Genomic DNA, 15282 nt, shown 5'->3' on the forward strand with positions numbered 1-15282 from the left:
CCAGGAGAGCACGTCCAGCAGATGAACATTTTCGCCAGCATCCCCAGCCCCGATATCAGCTCCATCCAACTCGGGCCCTTCACCCTTCACTTCTACGCCCTATTCATTCTGAGCGGCATCATCGCCGCCGTCAGTCTCACGTCTCGGCGGCTCACCCGCCGCGGTGGGCAGCCGGGCATTGTCCTTGACATCGCCCTCTGGACTGTGCCATTTGGCATTGTCGGTGGCCGGCTGTACCACGTTGTCACGCACCCGAACGATTATTTCTTCCCGGGTGCTGACCTGTGGAAGATCCTCTTCGTGTGGGAGGGTGGCTTGGCCATTTTCGGTGCGGTTCTCTTTGGTGGACTCGGCGCTTTCATCACCTGCCGGCGCGCCGGGCTGCGCTTTCTTTCGTTCGCCGACGCACTGGCGCCCGGGATGCTGCTCGCGCAAGCGCTCGGGCGCCTCGGCAACTACTTCAACCAAGAACTCTATGGCGCACCAACCACTCTCCCGTGGGGCCTGCAAATCGACCCCATGATGAGCCCGGCGTTTCCAGCTGGATTGCCCGCTGACACCCTCTTCCACCCGCTATTTCTCTATGAGATGCTCTGGAACCTTGCCGGCGTCATTATCATTCTGCTCGCCGACCGCCAGTTCAACCTTCGCTGGGGCAGGGCCCTCGGCCTCTTACTGATCATTTACGGCACGGGCCGCACCTGGCTCGAGTCCCTCCGGATCGACCCGACGGAGTTCCTTCTCTACGGGCTGAAGATCAACATGGTCACGGCCATGCTGATCGCTCTGATCGGGCTGGTCCTCATCGTGGTGCAGTCACGGCGGCATCCCGAGGTAGAGGCAAGCCTCTACCTACCCGGCCGGGAATGGTCACCCGAGAGCACGCCGGTCGGCCAACGTCCAGACAGGGCGGGCGGGGCAGACGGCTCCGATGATGCAGCGTCCACGGGGCGATCCCACGATCACTCCTAACTTCACGGCACCCCGCCGGCAGCGTCCACGATGACGTCCACGTTTCAGCTGCGCTCTTTCCGGTCTCTCGGCCCCACCCCTTCAGGAGGACTCAAGTGAAACACCCACGCGAACTAATAGCCCCCGCAGTCTCCGGATCGACGCCCAGCGCCGAGGAACGAGCGCGTCAGAAGTACCGGCGCAAGCGGCGATTCGTCCGTATCGGACAGGTGCTCATGCTCGCGGGCGTTGTGGTGGGCATCGTGCACTGGCTCACACACCTTGAAGCGTTCGGACCGGAACAGCCTGCGCTCTGGCTGGATCTCGTTGCCGGATATCCGATGGCGGCGGTTTTGCTCATCGTCGGAGGAATCGTGGCTGGAAAAAAATAACCATGGGCATGAAAAACACTTGGTTCACCGAGAGGAAAGTACGCGCGCCGTTGGAAGCTGAACGAGCGGGGAATGTGCGCGACGATGGGTGAAGATTTCGCGCAGATCGTCGTCAGCGGGCAGCTACTGATTGCGATCCCCATCGCTTTGCTAGCCGGTTTGGTGTCCTTTGCGTCACCCTGTGTGCTTCCTTTGGTTCCCGGTTACCTGGCGTATGTCGGAGGGATGGCCGGTCCGGATCCTGTCCGTGCCCGCCGTCGCCTCATCGCTGGAGTCAGCCTGTTCGTGTTGGGCTTTGCCGTGGTGTTTATCTCCTACGGCGCCCTCTTTGGCGCATTCGGCTGGTGGCTCGTTCGTTGGCAGGATCTCATCACCCGCATCATGGGCGTCTTCGTCATAGTGATGGGTCTGGCCTTTCTCGGCACGTTTTCGTTCTTCCAACGCACCCGGAAGCTGCCTCTTCGACCCACGACTGGCCTGACCGGTGCGCCCGTGCTGGGCGTTGTGTTCGGCTTGGGCTGGACCCCGTGCATAGGCCCGACGCTGGCCGCCGTTCTGTCCCTCAGCCTGGGCACTGGGTCTCCGTGGCGGGGAGCGCTGCTCGGTCTGTTCTACTGCCTGGGGCTCGGCATCCCGTTCCTGCTGGTGGCCCTCGGCCTGAACTGGATGACCAGCGCGATCGCCTGGCTGAAGCGCCACACCCGCGCAATCAACATCATCGGAGGATCTATGCTCATCCTGATCGGCGTACTTATGGTCACCGGCCTGTGGACGATGTGGATCTACAGCATGCAAGCACTGATCGGCGGATTCGTGCTTCCCATCTGAATGTCAGCACGCTTTGTCCTTCCCTGTTGACAGGCACCAAAGTCACTTACTACTATTATTGGTAGTAGATAAAGAAGGAGGCGCCCATGCGCTCACGTACGAAGATTGTTACCGTTTTAGCCGCTGGACTTCTCACCGTCGGTGCCACTGCCCCCGCCTACGCCGCCGTCGAAGACGGGGCCCCGGACACAAGCTCGGCATCGACGGAGCGGGTCGCAACCCACGGCCAGGATGGGATGCCCGACATGGGCCGAATGCACGAGCAGATGATGAACGGCATGTCGGAGACAGCCAGCATGGAAGACATGATGCAGAGTGTGCCGGGAATGGCGAAGATGCACGAGCAGATGATGGCCGATCACCCCGCCGACAAGTCGCCCTCGGCCGACGCTCGTGAGAACCGCGGAGAGTAACGATGACCCAGACACTTTATACCCTGGCCCTGCTGGCGTGCCCGGTCGGTATGGGGCTGATGATGTGGTTCATGATGCGCGGCATGAAGCATGGCAATGAGAGCGATGCCCCGTCGTCGCCATCGCCGTCGCCTGCCGCCGACGCCGAGCTGACCAAGCTGCGCGCCGAGGTGGACCAGCTGCGCGCGGGCCAGCGCGATTCCGGGCAGAACCCGTCGGCTCTGCCTGCAACGGAGGCAGGATCCCGATGACCGAACTCGGCCTCGCCACGGTAGTTTTACTGGCTTCGCTGGCGTTAACGTACTTCTTCTGCATACGTCCCATGCGCCAGGGTCGGTGTGCGATGGCGCCGAAGGCCCAGGCCGAACAAGCTCGCTCGACGGTTGACGATGAGGGTGAAATCGCGCGACTTCGCGTAGAGGTAGCAGCACTGCGAGCCGAAACCCTCACCCGCAACTCCGACTCACCGGTGTAACTGGCAGTCGATCGGTGGGTCGGATCGAAAGGAAGCGCCCGTGGACACATGCCGCCACATGGATGCTCGCCCGCGTTGACCCGGGCGAGCATCCTTGTGGCATATGCGTGGCGCCCACGGAACCTGCTTGTAAAGCAGCTTGGCTACAACGTCGTCGGGGCCGCCTCTGACAGAGTCCGCTCGGGTTTCAAACACTTAGACCTGAAGGCGGGGAATTCGCCGATGTTACCGCGCGTTTACTGCACTGAGATTAACCACGCCATCAATACCCCACCGCACGATCCAGGAGAACACCGTGTCCACCGTTACGACAACTATCAGCGTTTCCGGCATGACGTGCAGCCACTGCGTGGCCTCCGTCACTGAGGAACTTGAGACGCTGGATGGAGTGAGCAGTGTCGTCGTCGAATTGAACAACGGCGGGATTTCCACGGCCACCATCACCTCCGAGAAAGCCCTTCCCCCGTCGCAGATCGGTGAAGCCGTTGCCGAGGCCGGCTATGTGGTTGTAACCAGCGAGGCCTAGCAATGACGACTGACACTGAAACAAGCACGAACAACCGGGTCATTGAGCTCGACATCGAAGGAATGACCTGCGCTTCGTGCGTAGCACGCATCGAGCGTAAGCTCGGCAGGCTTGATGGCGTGGAGGCGAGCGTGAACCTTCCCCTCGAGTCGGCCGCCGTCACTGTTCCCGCAGGGATTACCGACCAGCAAATCATCGACACCGTCCATGCAACCGGTTACACCGCGCGACTAAAAACACTCGGACACACCGAGGTCCCCGTCCCCGGCACCCCCCAGGAGGACCGGCCGTCCAACGATAACGGACTACTCCGCCGTGGCGGGAAGCTCGATACGTTATTGCTCCGCCTTGTGGTGGCCGTTGTCCTGACGGTCCCGATCACTCTCATTGCTATGATCCCACTCTTACATTTCCCGAACTGGGGGTGGGTCGTCGGAGCGTTGACGCTGCCCGTGTGGGCGTGGTCGGCCTGGCCTTTCCACCGTGCTGCGGCAATCAATGCCCGCCACTTGGCGTCCACCATGGACACCCTGGTATCGATCGGTATCACCGCCGCGTTCCTCTTCTCCACCTACACGCTAGTAAGTAGTCCGGAACTTGCTGCGGACCCGGCACGTGCAGGCGAGTTGCCGCTGTACTACGAGGTGACCGCCATCGTCGCCACATTCCTGCTACTGGGCCGCTATTTGGAGCGTCGCGCCAAAGAGAAGGCCGGTGACGCACTCAAGGCGCTCCTAGGGCTTGGCGCCAAGGAGGCCACCGTAATCCGCGACGGGGTTGAACTTATGGTTCCGATAGACGACCTCGTGCAGGGCGACGTATTCGTCGTGCGTCCGGGGGAGAAGATCGCCACGGATGGTGTAATTACCGACGGCACCAGCGCTGTAGACGCTTCCCTGATCACCGGCGAATCCCTCCCCGTGGACGTCGCGCCCGGGGACGCTGTCGTCGGCGCCACCATTAATACCAACGGTCGGCTACTCGTTCGCGCGACCAGGGTCGGCAGCGAGACCACGCTAGCTCAGATGGGTCGGCTGGTCAGCCAGGCCCAGAGTGGTAAAGCGCACATCGCCCGGCTGGCGGACCGGATCAGTGCCGTGTTCGTGCCGATCGTCTTGGGAATCGCCGTACTGTCCTTCATCGTCTGGGCTGCGGTAGTGGGCGATGTTCAGGGCGGATTCGTAGCGGCCGTCACGGTGCTCATCATCGCCTGCCCCTGCGCCCTGGGACTGGCCACACCCACAGCTATGCTCACCGGATCGGGCCGGGCAGCTCAGCTGGGCATCCTGATCAAGGGCCCGCAGATCCTCGAGGACACCCGCACCGTAAACACCGTTTTGCTGGACAAGACCGGCACAGTCACTACCGGCAAGCTCGCCGTGAGTAGGATCATCAACCTTGGTTCCCTCGGGGAAGACGCGGGTCTGCATGTGGCTGGCTCGGTCGAAGCAGCCAGCGAACATCCGATTGCCCATGCCATCGCGGCCGCGGCCGCGGCACGTGCTCCGCTCTCCTCCGTAACTGATTTCCGAAGCGCGGCTGGCGGAGGCGTGCGCGGAATTGTTGACGGTGCCGTGGTGGTGGCCGGCAGAGCTCACTGGCTGGAGGACAACGGCATTATTCCCAGCGCCGCGCATACAGCCAGGCTGCGCGAGGAGCAGACCTCCGGGGCCACGGCCATTTGGGTGGCGGTGAACGGCAACGTCGAATGCATCATCAACTTGCAGGATTCGGTCAAAGCAGGGTCCGCGGTCGCTATCGCCAAACTTAAGGAGCTGGGCCTGCGGCCGATCCTGCTCACCGGAGACAATGCCACTGTCGCGGCGACGGTCGCGGCCACTGTGGGCATTGCCCCCGAGGATGTCTTCGCGGACGTCCTCCCGGAGGGCAAGGTCGACACCGTCAGGAAGCTACAGGCTTCCGGCGCCATCGTCGCGATGGTGGGCGACGGCGTCAACGACGCGGCCGCCCTGGCCCAAGCCGATCTCGGTATCGCCATGGGTTCGGGTACGGACGTGGCCATCGAGGCCGCCGACCTGACCGTCATGGGCAACGATCTTGCCCAGGTCGTCACCGCCATCCAACTTTCCCGTAAGACGCTCTCTACGATCAAGGCCAATCTGTTCTGGGCCTTCTTCTACAACGCCATCGGCATACCCGTTGCGGCCCTGGGCCTGCTCAACCCGATCGTCGCAGGTGCCGCTATGGCCTTCAGCTCGGTGTTGGTTGTCGGCAACTCGCTACGGCTGAGGAGATTCGGCAAATAGCCTTCGCACGATCATTCGTGCGGATGCCGGCGTCCCACCCGTCGCCGTCTCCACGGCCGACGCGGTCGATGAGCTCACAGGCCGTAGCGAGCCGGACACCGGAGGAAGGGACACGTCGCCGTAAGGCGGGTCAACAGTGAACCAGCTGAGGAGACGTCTCCCGCCCGGCCGGGACAGATGGAGCACAACCCGCTGCAGTCAGAGAGGACAAGAAATATCAGCGAGACCCTCATCGCCCGCCCACACGAGCGCACGCAGTATGGCAGCACCCGTCCAAAAATTGACGAGCAGCAGTACCCATACCGGCAGGACAGCGGCGGGCCGGAAGCGTCGCCGGGCGTTATCTTAAGCCTGCCGCTGTGGGCATCCCTTTTCCTTGCCGCCGGTTCGGGTGCCATCCTCGACGCTGGCTTCCCAGATCGTGACTGGTGGATCCTCGCGCCGGTCGGCGTCGCCCTCATACTCGTGTCGCTGATCGGTCGCGGACCGTGGACGGGACTGTTGGTCGGCCTTGTCGCCGGCTTCTCGTTCTGGGCGATCCATATCAGCTGGATCTCGTTGTATCTCGGTCCGGTGCCGTGGCTGGCTTTGGCCGGTTTGGAAACCATTTTCTTTGGAATCGGGTTGTCCCTCGTCGCCGTCGTGCTGCGGTGGGGACCTCGGGTCTGGCCGACCCCGTTCGGGCGGCTGGGCATGGTCCCCGTTGTTGTGGCTGGCCTCTGGACGGCGAGGGAGGCGATCTCCGCGGTCTGGCCGTATGGCGGGTTCGCGTGGGGCCGGGTTGCGATTTCGCAATCGGAGAGCCCGTTCAACTCGCTCGTCGCCTGGGTCGGTATGTCCGGCCTGAGTTTCATCATGGTGTGGCTGAGCGCGCTCGTGGTTCAACTGTTGCGTGAAGGTCAGGTTGGTCTCTTCACGCGGTGGGGGATCGTGGTCGGGTCTGTCGCACTTCTGGTGGTGTTCCCGGCGTGGCCCACCATTCAGACGGGCACGACCCGGTTAGCGGCGGTGCAGGGTGCGTCGAACGCTGGTCTCTTCGCGGAGTACGCGCCTGGGCAGATTCTCACCGACCATACCTCGGCGACTCTGCCGCTCATCGGCGAGAGCGTCGACTTTGTGGTCTGGCCAGAGAATAGCAGCGATCTAGACCCGACCCGCTCGGCCGATGCCGCAAAGGTCGTGGATTATGTTGGCCGTGAGATGAAGGCGCCGCTCATTATTGGGACCATCACCGAGCGTGACGGGAAGTATTACAACAGCTCTCTGCTCTGGAAAGCGGGGGAGGGCGCGGTCGACGTGTACGACAAAGTGCATCCTGTACCGTTCGCCGAATATATGCCGGATCGAGCGTTCTGGCGCCCTTTCGCGCCTGACCTCATCGACTTGGTCTCACGCGACTACGAGATCGGCACACGCGGCATCGCATTCGATATCAACGGCATCAACGCCGGAATCGCCATCTGCTTCGACATTGCCGACGACCAGCTCATTCGCGAAATGATCGATAGCAAGGCGGAGATTATCCTCGCGCAAACGAACAATGCCGATTTCGGGCGGACCGACGAGAGCGTCCAACAACTCGCGATCGCCAGGATCCGGGCGATCGAGGCCGGCCGCACCGTCGTCAATATTTCCACCGTCGGATCCAGCGCGATCATTGCTCCGGACGGGAACACCATTGACAGTTTGCCTACCTGGGAGCCGGACGCGATGGTTCAAACGGTACCCCTGAGCGACACCATCACGCCGGCCATAACAATCGGCCGCGGAATCGAATGGCTCGTGTCAGGGCTCGGACTTGCCGGCTTTGCGTTCAGCTATCTCAGCGCCGTAACGGCCCGGCGCTGGCGGGCGACGAGAAAATAAGCGCCGATCCTATGCTCACCCGTGTTTCTCGCCCAAAAAGGGAGGCGTCCCTCGTGGACCTTCCTCGGGCTCCGCACCGGTGCGGCGACCGCGCCGGCCCATCGAATCAGTATTGATCCACGGAGCGCGAAACCGCGCAGGGTTTGCGGTCATCGTGGTTTGCCATTTTCGATTTCGTCGGGCGCCTTGGTTGAGGGTGTGCGTGTCCGATAGGGGTATCGCGTGCGCACGATCATGATTGCGAGGACGGCCGAGTGGAGGATGCCGATGCTCAGCGCGACTACGCCACCGGTTTGCTGGTCCTGAAGGGGATCCACTCCCCACGGCCCGGCCATGGCGCCATACCAGTCCGGCAAGAGGAGCTGGGTGCTCGTCAGTAGAAGAATTCCCAAGACGGTGTAGGTCGCTAAGACCGCCGCTATCGCAGATAATCGCGCGGAGAATGACGTGGATGGTAGTGCGGGCGGTCGAATGGCTGAGGTGGCGACCAGCGTGCCGACGAAAAGGAGGTACACAATCGTCCACTGATGCCCGATGTGATCGGTAATGCCCCATCCCAGCAGAAGCGGGTAGTAGAAAGCCACGAGTGACGCCAAGAGGATGCCGGCGGCGGCGAACGGGGTGGTCGCGAAGGTGATCAGACGCGAACCGGCGATCACCGTGATCCATTCTCGGCCGCCGCGGCTTCCGTCAGTGCGGCTTCGGATTGTTTGACTGGCCAAAACCAGCGGGGCCGCTAAGACGAGAAATAGTGGAATGATCGCGATCAGCATCATCTGGGCGATCGTCTGTGCGCTGAAAAGGAATTCGCGGTAGGCGTTGACGCCGCCGTTGCTCACATAGAGAAGAGCAAGGACGCCGACAAGCCAAAACACTGTTCGGTGTCGGGGCCAATTTTCCCCGCGTTGATGCAACCGTCGCACGCCCGCCAGATAGACGAAGATTCCGGCGCAGCACAACAGAACCCAGATCGGATCGAACCTCATTTCCAGCAGGTAGTGCCAGAGGGTCGGGTCGGCGGGAAGCGGATAATCGACGATCTTTTCAGCCAACGTCGCGTAGGCGGTCGGGACGTCAGGACTGGGATCATCGGTCCTGGTCAGGGCGGCAGCGAGACCTGAGGCGATACCCAAAACGAGCAGCTCCCCTGCGACAAGGGCCCAGAAGTATCTGACACTTCGCGCCTGGTCGGACGCCATCCGCGAAATGAGCCAGCGGCGTTGGACGAAACCAGCCACACCCAGAAGCGAGAGCGCCGCAATCTTGGCAACAACCAGAAGCCCATAAGGCGACCAGAGATTCTCGAACGTGCCGACTAATATCGCTGCCTGAAGGAAACCGGACGCGGCAAGAACAATGAAAAAGATCAGGGCAAGGGTTGAAAACCGTCTCACCACCACTACCAAGCGCTCAGCCTTCATCGCTGGGCGTAGAACTACGAGCGCCATCAGGCCGCCCATCCATACTGCAGCGGAAATGATGTGCAAGCCCAGGGCAGCCATCGCGGGGCCTTGCGCTGCTCCGAAATTCGGGTGGCTGTTAAAGGTCAGCGGCACAAGGCCCACGACCGCCAACACGGTCACCCACGCCACTGCACTGACATTGGCAACGAGTAAACACAGGACGGTGACGGCTGCCGCGATCAGCGTGGTCATTAGCCACGTCTGCCCCAGTCCCACCGTGGTCAGGAAATAACCAAACTGGGGGCCGAAGGAGTCATCAAAGAGCGACACGCCAGGTGCAACATCCAGATAAGCCAGGATGGCTGAGGCCACCGAGGCCATGGTCCAAACCGCTGCTGATACGGCGGCAAAATTCAGGGCTTTCCGGTACTCCAGCGTTCTCGGGCTCAAGCCGATACAGGTGAGAACCAGAGTCCCAATGGCACCTGCGGCAGCGAGACTAAATATCAGCTTGACTACGGGCAACGCCCATAACACCATCCCGACGGATTCACCCGGCAGGGGCAGATGTGCAGGTACGTGCGTCAGGAAGCTCGGCAGAAGAGAGAGCGGAAAAGTCCCTGTGGGAATGGCCATTCCAATCAGTGCTGACATTAGGCACGCCTAATACATCTCGGGCGTTCAACGACGTTGATTCGGCTCACTGCCAGATCAGGACCAGTTAACCAGCGCTTTCCCTGCGGGTGCTGGTGCCCACGTGGCGCGACGTACGGGCTACGCATCAGGAAAATACTCCTCAATAGTGGACGGCATACGACGCCGACACTCAAGCGCTTTGAAAGAAACAACTCATGAACTATAAAGCCTAGTAGTTTATTACTGGCCGACTCGTCGCGCCCTAGTTGTAAACACGAAACGGAAATTCTCGCAATTGTGTCTCAGATAGCTCGAGCGAGTCCTGGGAAGCACCGCGATCGTGAAGCTGCAACGAAATGCTCCCTCGGGGGAGAATGAAGTTCTACGTTCTCTCAGCAGCGTTGGCTTAGAGTCCGATACAGATGCGTTCGAAGGATGCAGGCCTCTTAGACGCCCGGCCGGACCGGTAGCTCCCGTATTTTCCAAAACTCAACCTTAGATGGAAGCCAAATGAAGAGTGTCAGAGCCGGCATAGTAGCGGCAGCTGCTACCGCAGCAACGTTGGTCTTGACGGGCTGTGTTGCCGCGACAGAGCCAGCTGAAAGCACCAAAAGCGAGAGCTTCAGCTTTGAGCACATTCACGAGCTGGTCGTCGATCAGGGGGACGGCACTCTCCTCGTGGCCACTCACGAGGGCCTGTATGGACTCGAAGTTGGCGATGAGGGAGTTTCCGCCACCACGGGGCCGCTCGGAGAGTTGGACTTCGATCCAATGGGGTTCACGATCGCTGACGACGTCGCTTACGCATCAGGGCACCCGGGCCCGAAGACGCCCGACACCTTCGGAACCCCCAACCTGGGCCTCATCACCAGTACAGACCGCGGCGAGACTTGGGTAAACGCCTCCCTAACCGGCGAAACGGACTTCCACAGTCTGGCTGTTAGTGCCGGCTCAGGAGACGCTAAAGTTTTCGGGCTCGACTCCAGTCAGGGGTTGCTGCGGCGAAGCTTGGATGGTGGAAAAACGTGGACGGATGGCGCAGCGCTTGCAGCGCGCGACATCGCTAGTATCGACTCCGAGGTTTACGCCACGACCACTGAGGGTTTGGTCGTCAGTAGCGACGATGGAGCTTCATTCAGCGTTGACCCCGACGCCCCCAAGCTCTACCTTCTCGCCAACGATGCCAGTGGCCAACTGGCCGGCATAGACACATCGGGCGTTATCTGGACTCGCGGGACCGACGGCACATGGGTGGTGGGAGAGAAAATAACGGGGACACCGGAAGCAATGGCCATTGACGGAAAACGCATCTTCGTCGCGGACGAGCGAGGGATCGCTTTCACCGACGACGCGGGCGTCACTTGGACTGTCCTTTCGCCAGCCTAAATGCGCGCTACCTGCCCGATCCCAGTGCACCCCTGCACGAGTTGACGGCTGGCGCTAACCAACCGCAGCGGCCTAACGCTGGGAACATTTCCCAAAACGGCGGTTGACCAAACAGTACAGCGCCCGGTACATAGTCATCAACTGCTGACTATTACAACTCGCATCGACGTGATGAACCGGCTCGGTCGCGCAATGGCCGACCCGACGCGGTCGCGCATTCTTATGACCCTGCTGAACGGGCCAAGCTACCCGGCCGTGCTCTCCCGCGACCTCGGCCTCAGCCGGTCAAACGTGTCCAACAGCCTCACCTGCTTGCGTGATTGCGGCATCGTTGTGGCAGAACCGGAGGGTCGACAAACGCGCTACGAAATCGCTGACCCTCACCTTGGGCGGGCTCTCACCGCGCTGGTCGACGTGACGCTGACCGTTGACGAAAGCGCACCCTGCGTCGACCCAGCCTGTTCGATCGCCGGATGCTGCGCCGGTGGGTCTACCCGTCGGAGGCGCCGACGGATGGTTTTGACTCGCTCCTGGCGTCTGCCTCGGAGTCATTCGATGAGGTGGGGCGTGCACTGAGTGAGGGGCTCATTGACGGTACGACTTACGATGCGATCTTGGATCGTGCTGCGGATTCCTCTCAGTAGTGGCTGTTGATAGGGGCGTTTGACGCCCATCGCGCGACTGTGCGCGCGCTGGCCAAGCCGGGTCAGGCGCTCGCGCCGGATGGCCCTGACCATCGATGCAGATGGTTTCAAGCATGCGTTGCTTCGGGCTGCGATCGATGATGGCAGTTATGAAGCGTTTCTGAAACCTGCCCTCGTGAAGGATTGCGAGGCGGCTGGGGAGAGGAACTTCCTGCTGGAGTTGGCGTCGCTCGTTCACGAAGAATCGTCCGAGCTCGCGAAGCGGTGTCGAGGAGAATCGACACGGTTCTGTCGTCGGAGGTCTCGGCTTTGGGGCTAGGGAAGCAACTCGAGGCAGCAGGTTACGGCGTGGACGTGGTGGACGTGGAAGTTCCCTATGAGCTTTCCGAATCCCGCATTGCGAAGCGGTGGCAACGAGGGTCTCGGGGGCAGGTGGGTCCCGAGCGAATATGCGCGGTCGGTTTTTGATGGCACGGATGGTCGTTTGGGACGTGATCGAAACGTTCGTTGGCAACAAGCAGTCTCTGGAGTCGACGTGTGAGCAAGACCAATTCAGTGGGCAATGGGAGAGCTGGCAATTGAGAGGATGCCGCCGGCGACGATACCGAGAATAAGAACCGATGCTGCTCCCGTGACGGCGAAGCCAGCTGCCCAGCGGCGTCGTACACGTGCTGCGGCAGCGGCCGGTGACGAAGTCGACGGGGAAAACGGAGGCGCAGGAGCGCGGGAAAACATTGGTGCCAGCCAGCGCAGGTAGTAGAACAGGCTCGCCATGCTATTGATCACGGCGATGACCGCGAGCCAGACGAGGCCGCCGTCCCAGGCGGCGGCGAGTGTGGTGAGTTTGCCGATGAAGACGATGGTCGGGGGTGTTCCGACGAGGCCGAGCAGGCTCACGATGAGGGCGCCGGCGAGCCAGGGGTGGGTCCTGGCGGCCCCGCGATAGTCGGTGAGGGTGCGGCGAGTGGGAAATGCCGCGACTACCGCGAAGGCGGTGAGGTTGGTGGCGGTGTAGCCTGCGAGATAGAGCAGCAGCGATGGCAGGGCGAGGTCGCTGCGCCCGGCGACCGCGAGCGGCAGCATGAGGTAGCCGACCTGGCTCACGGTTGACCAGCCGAGCAGCCGGCGAACGTCGTCTTGCCAGAATGCGGCCAGGTTTCCGAGCGTCATGCTTGCAGCGGCGAGAAGCCCGACCAACAGTGGCCAGTCGATGCTTGCCGGGATGATGTCGAGGAGCCGGTAGGCGGCAATGAGGGCGCCGATTTTCGGAACAGTGGTGAGGAAGGCTGCGACAGCCGTGCCGGACGCCTGCGTCGCGTCCGGAATCCAGAAGTGTCCCGGCACACCGCCAGCCTTGAACATCAGTCCTCCGAGCACCCCGACGACGCCCATGGCCACGGCAGCAGCTGGGGCATCGACTAGAGCGGGCCCTAGCTGGCGATACGAGGTGCCTCCGCCAACTCCGAACAGCACGGTGACGCCCAGCATCATCATGATTCCGAGCAAGGCTCCGAGCAGATACGTTTTCATCGCCGCCTCGGCGGCACCAGGGGAACGACTCATTCCGATCAGGGCATATAACGGGATGGAGGTGAGGAGGTACCCGGTGATGAGGATGAGGAGGTCGCTCGCGCCGGACAGTAGCATGGCGCCGAGGGCGGCGAGAAGCAGCAGGGCGTACGTCTCGCTTTCCCGACGCGTACCACTGAGCTCCTCAATTCCGAGCACGATGACGAAGATCGTTGCCAGGGCAATGATTATTCGGCCGAAACCGGAGCCGATGTCCACGGCGAAGCTCGCTTCGAAAATCGTCGTCGACGGCTGCATCATCCCGACTGCGGCGGCGAGGGCACTCGCCATCAGCGCCAGAATGGCGATCCACCGGGTCGCTAACTGATGCTTCCGAGGGAGGAATGACCCGGCGAGGAGCGCGACGATCGCCCCGGCGAGAACGAAAACTTCTGGAAAAAGGGAGAGAGTGTCCAGTGCTACGTTCACGAGCAGCTACCGGCTGACCAGGTTGACGACGACGGATGCTGCGGGTTCGATGATGTCGAGTAGGAATCGCGGGAACACCCCGATGACTACCGAGAGAACCAGCAGCGAGCCGATGGAGAGTGTCTCGTTTGAGTTCAGGTCGCTAAAGCCGGTGGATAACCCGCGCGTTTTGCCCGTGAGCAGGCGCTGTGACGCGAGGAGAAACAGTGCCGCGGTGATCAGGATGCCGGGGAGTGCGAGCAGGCTCAGCGGTACGGTTCCAATGCTGCCGGCGAAAATCTGGAATTCGGCGATGAATCCGCTGAAGCCGGGCAGTCCGAGGGACGCGAATGCGGCGACGGCGAAGAATGCCGCGTACCGGGGTGCCGGTGCCGCGAGCCCGCCGAAAGCGTTGAGATCGTAGCTCTTTCGTCGTTCGTACAGCACGCCAGCGAGGAGGAAAAGCGCGCTGGTGATCAGTCCATGGCTGACCATCTGCACGACAGCACCGGTGACGGCGAGCTGTCGCGCCTCGGCAGAGCTGTCGCTGACGACGCCAGCGGCACCGACGGCCAGAACGATGTAGCCCATGTGGTTGACCGACGTGTAGGCAATCATCCGTTTAACGTCGGTCTGGGCCAGGGCAACGAGCGCGCCATAGAGCACCGACACAATGCCGACGACGACGATGATCCAGGCCCAGGATCGCCACGCGTCGGGAAGCAAGGGCATGGCGATGCGCACGAAACCGTAGGTGCCCATTTTCAGCAGCACGCCGGCCAGCACGGCAGAGCCGATGGCGGGGGCATCGGTGTGAGCCGGCGGTAGCCAGGTGTGGAACGGAAACGTGGGTGTCTTGATCGCGAGGCCAATGAGGATGGCGGCCAGTACGAAACCCCCCGCAACGGGGTTGTTCTGGAAGGGAGCAGACTGGGCGAGCTCGACCATATCGAAGGTGTGCGGGTCGGCGCCAAGATACAAGCCGATGAAACCGAGCAGCAGGGCCAGAGACCCAAGGAACGTGTACAGGAAAAACTTCAGCGCCGAGCGCGCGGCGTTACCATGGCCCCAACCGGCGATGACGAAGTACATGCCGACGAGTGACAGATCGAAAAAGACGAAGAACAAGATCAGGTCCTGCGCGGCGAACACACCGAGGCAGGCCGACTGGAGAAACAGAAAGAGAGCGGCCTGCGGCCTGGGCCGGTCGCTCTCCCTGAGGGCATAGACCGCGCAGGCGGCGAAGATCACGGCGGTGAGAGTGAGCAACGGAAGGGACAGACCGTCCACTCCGAGGTGGTAACTACTGCCAACACTCGGCATCCACTGCAGCCGTTCCTCGTACACGAGGTCACCCGGTTTCGGGCTGTCAAAGCCGATCCACATTCCGACCAGCAGCGCGAGATCGATGAGAGCGATCCCCAGCCAGGCCCACCGGGCGACCCGGTCAGAAACCCAGGGCACGACAACGAGGATCACCGCGGCCAGTACCGGCAGGAAGACGACAAGACTGAGCAT

General features: G+C 61.8%; 13 protein-coding genes and 1 pseudogene. 11 read left to right on the top strand and 3 right to left on the bottom strand.

All coding sequences use genetic code 11. The features are described from left to right. The first annotated feature begins 21 nt into the window (after window positions 1–21). The 9 genes from lgt (at window position 22) to lnt (ending at window position 7718) form a co-directional block, all read left to right on the top strand. Window positions 22–972 (top strand): prolipoprotein diacylglyceryl transferase, encoded by a 951-nt coding sequence (gene lgt, locus E3T31_RS12010; RefSeq protein WP_134468904.1) that lies wholly within the window; start codon window positions 22–24, stop codon window positions 970–972. Window positions 973–1067: 95 nt separating this feature from the next. Then, window positions 1068–1343 (top strand): hypothetical protein, encoded by a 276-nt coding sequence (locus E3T31_RS12015; protein ID WP_241977870.1) that lies wholly within the window; start codon window positions 1068–1070, stop codon window positions 1341–1343. A 72-nt stretch (window positions 1344–1415) separates the two neighbouring features. Beyond that, complete coding sequence (locus tag E3T31_RS12020; protein ID WP_370304523.1) at window positions 1416–2171, top strand: cytochrome c biogenesis CcdA family protein; 756 nt, start codon at window positions 1416–1418, stop codon at window positions 2169–2171. Window positions 2172–2257: 86 nt separating this feature from the next. Further along, window positions 2258–2584 (top strand): hypothetical protein, encoded by a 327-nt coding sequence (locus E3T31_RS12025; protein WP_134468905.1) that lies wholly within the window; start codon window positions 2258–2260, stop codon window positions 2582–2584. Window positions 2585–2586: 2 nt separating this feature from the next. Beyond that, entirely contained in the window at window positions 2587–2835 is a 249-nt protein-coding gene (locus E3T31_RS12030; protein WP_134468906.1) for a DUF2933 domain-containing protein, read from the top strand. After that, entirely contained in the window at window positions 2832–3059 is a 228-nt protein-coding gene (locus E3T31_RS12035) for a hypothetical protein (protein WP_134468907.1), read from the top strand. Before E3T31_RS12030 ends, E3T31_RS12035 begins: the two co-directional genes overlap by 4 nt. A 295-nt stretch (window positions 3060–3354) precedes the next feature. After that, complete coding sequence (locus E3T31_RS12040; RefSeq protein WP_134468908.1) at window positions 3355–3585, top strand: heavy-metal-associated domain-containing protein; 231 nt, start codon at window positions 3355–3357, stop codon at window positions 3583–3585. Window positions 3586–3587: 2 nt separating this feature from the next. Beyond that, window positions 3588–5852, top strand: coding sequence for a cation-translocating P-type ATPase (locus tag E3T31_RS12045; RefSeq protein ID WP_134468909.1), 2265 nt, complete (start codon window positions 3588–3590; stop codon window positions 5850–5852). A 177-nt stretch (window positions 5853–6029) separates the two neighbouring features. Next, window positions 6030–7718: an apolipoprotein N-acyltransferase gene (lnt, locus tag E3T31_RS12050; RefSeq protein WP_134468910.1), complete on the top strand. Its 1689-nt coding sequence runs from the start codon at window positions 6030–6032 to the stop codon at window positions 7716–7718. Between the two features lie 149 nt (window positions 7719–7867). Here lnt and E3T31_RS12055 read toward each other — a convergent pair whose 3' ends face one another. Further along, window positions 7868–9775 (bottom strand): cytochrome c oxidase assembly protein, encoded by a 1908-nt coding sequence (locus E3T31_RS12055; RefSeq protein ID WP_134468911.1) that lies wholly within the window; start codon window positions 9773–9775, stop codon window positions 7868–7870. 492 nt (window positions 9776–10267) lie between these two features. Between E3T31_RS12055 and E3T31_RS12060 the strand changes: the two genes are divergently transcribed. After that, window positions 10268–11143, top strand: a complete 876-nt coding sequence (locus tag E3T31_RS12060; RefSeq protein ID WP_134468912.1) for a F510_1955 family glycosylhydrolase — start codon at window positions 10268–10270, stop codon at window positions 11141–11143. Window positions 11144–11284: 141 nt separating this feature from the next. Next, window positions 11285–11635, top strand: a pseudogene (locus E3T31_RS12065) (ArsR/SmtB family transcription factor); the annotation flags it as partial. 704 nt (window positions 11636–12339) lie between these two features. Here E3T31_RS12065 and E3T31_RS12070 read toward each other — a convergent pair. Both E3T31_RS12070 and E3T31_RS12075 read right to left on the bottom strand, forming a co-directional pair. Then, a complete protein-coding gene (locus tag E3T31_RS12070; RefSeq protein ID WP_241977872.1) occupies window positions 12340–13785 on the bottom strand; it encodes an NADH-quinone oxidoreductase subunit N in 1446 nt (481 codons plus the stop codon). A gap of 6 nt (window positions 13786–13791) precedes the next feature. Continuing rightward, on the bottom strand, window positions 13792–15282 hold the full coding sequence (locus E3T31_RS12075) for a NuoM family protein (protein ID WP_134468913.1): 1491 nt from the start codon (window positions 15280–15282) through the stop codon (window positions 13792–13794).

This window comes from Cryobacterium sp. TMS1-13-1 (assembly GCF_004403125.1).
GTDB classification, from domain to species: Bacteria; Actinomycetota; Actinomycetes; order Actinomycetales; family Microbacteriaceae; genus Cryobacterium; species Cryobacterium levicorallinum.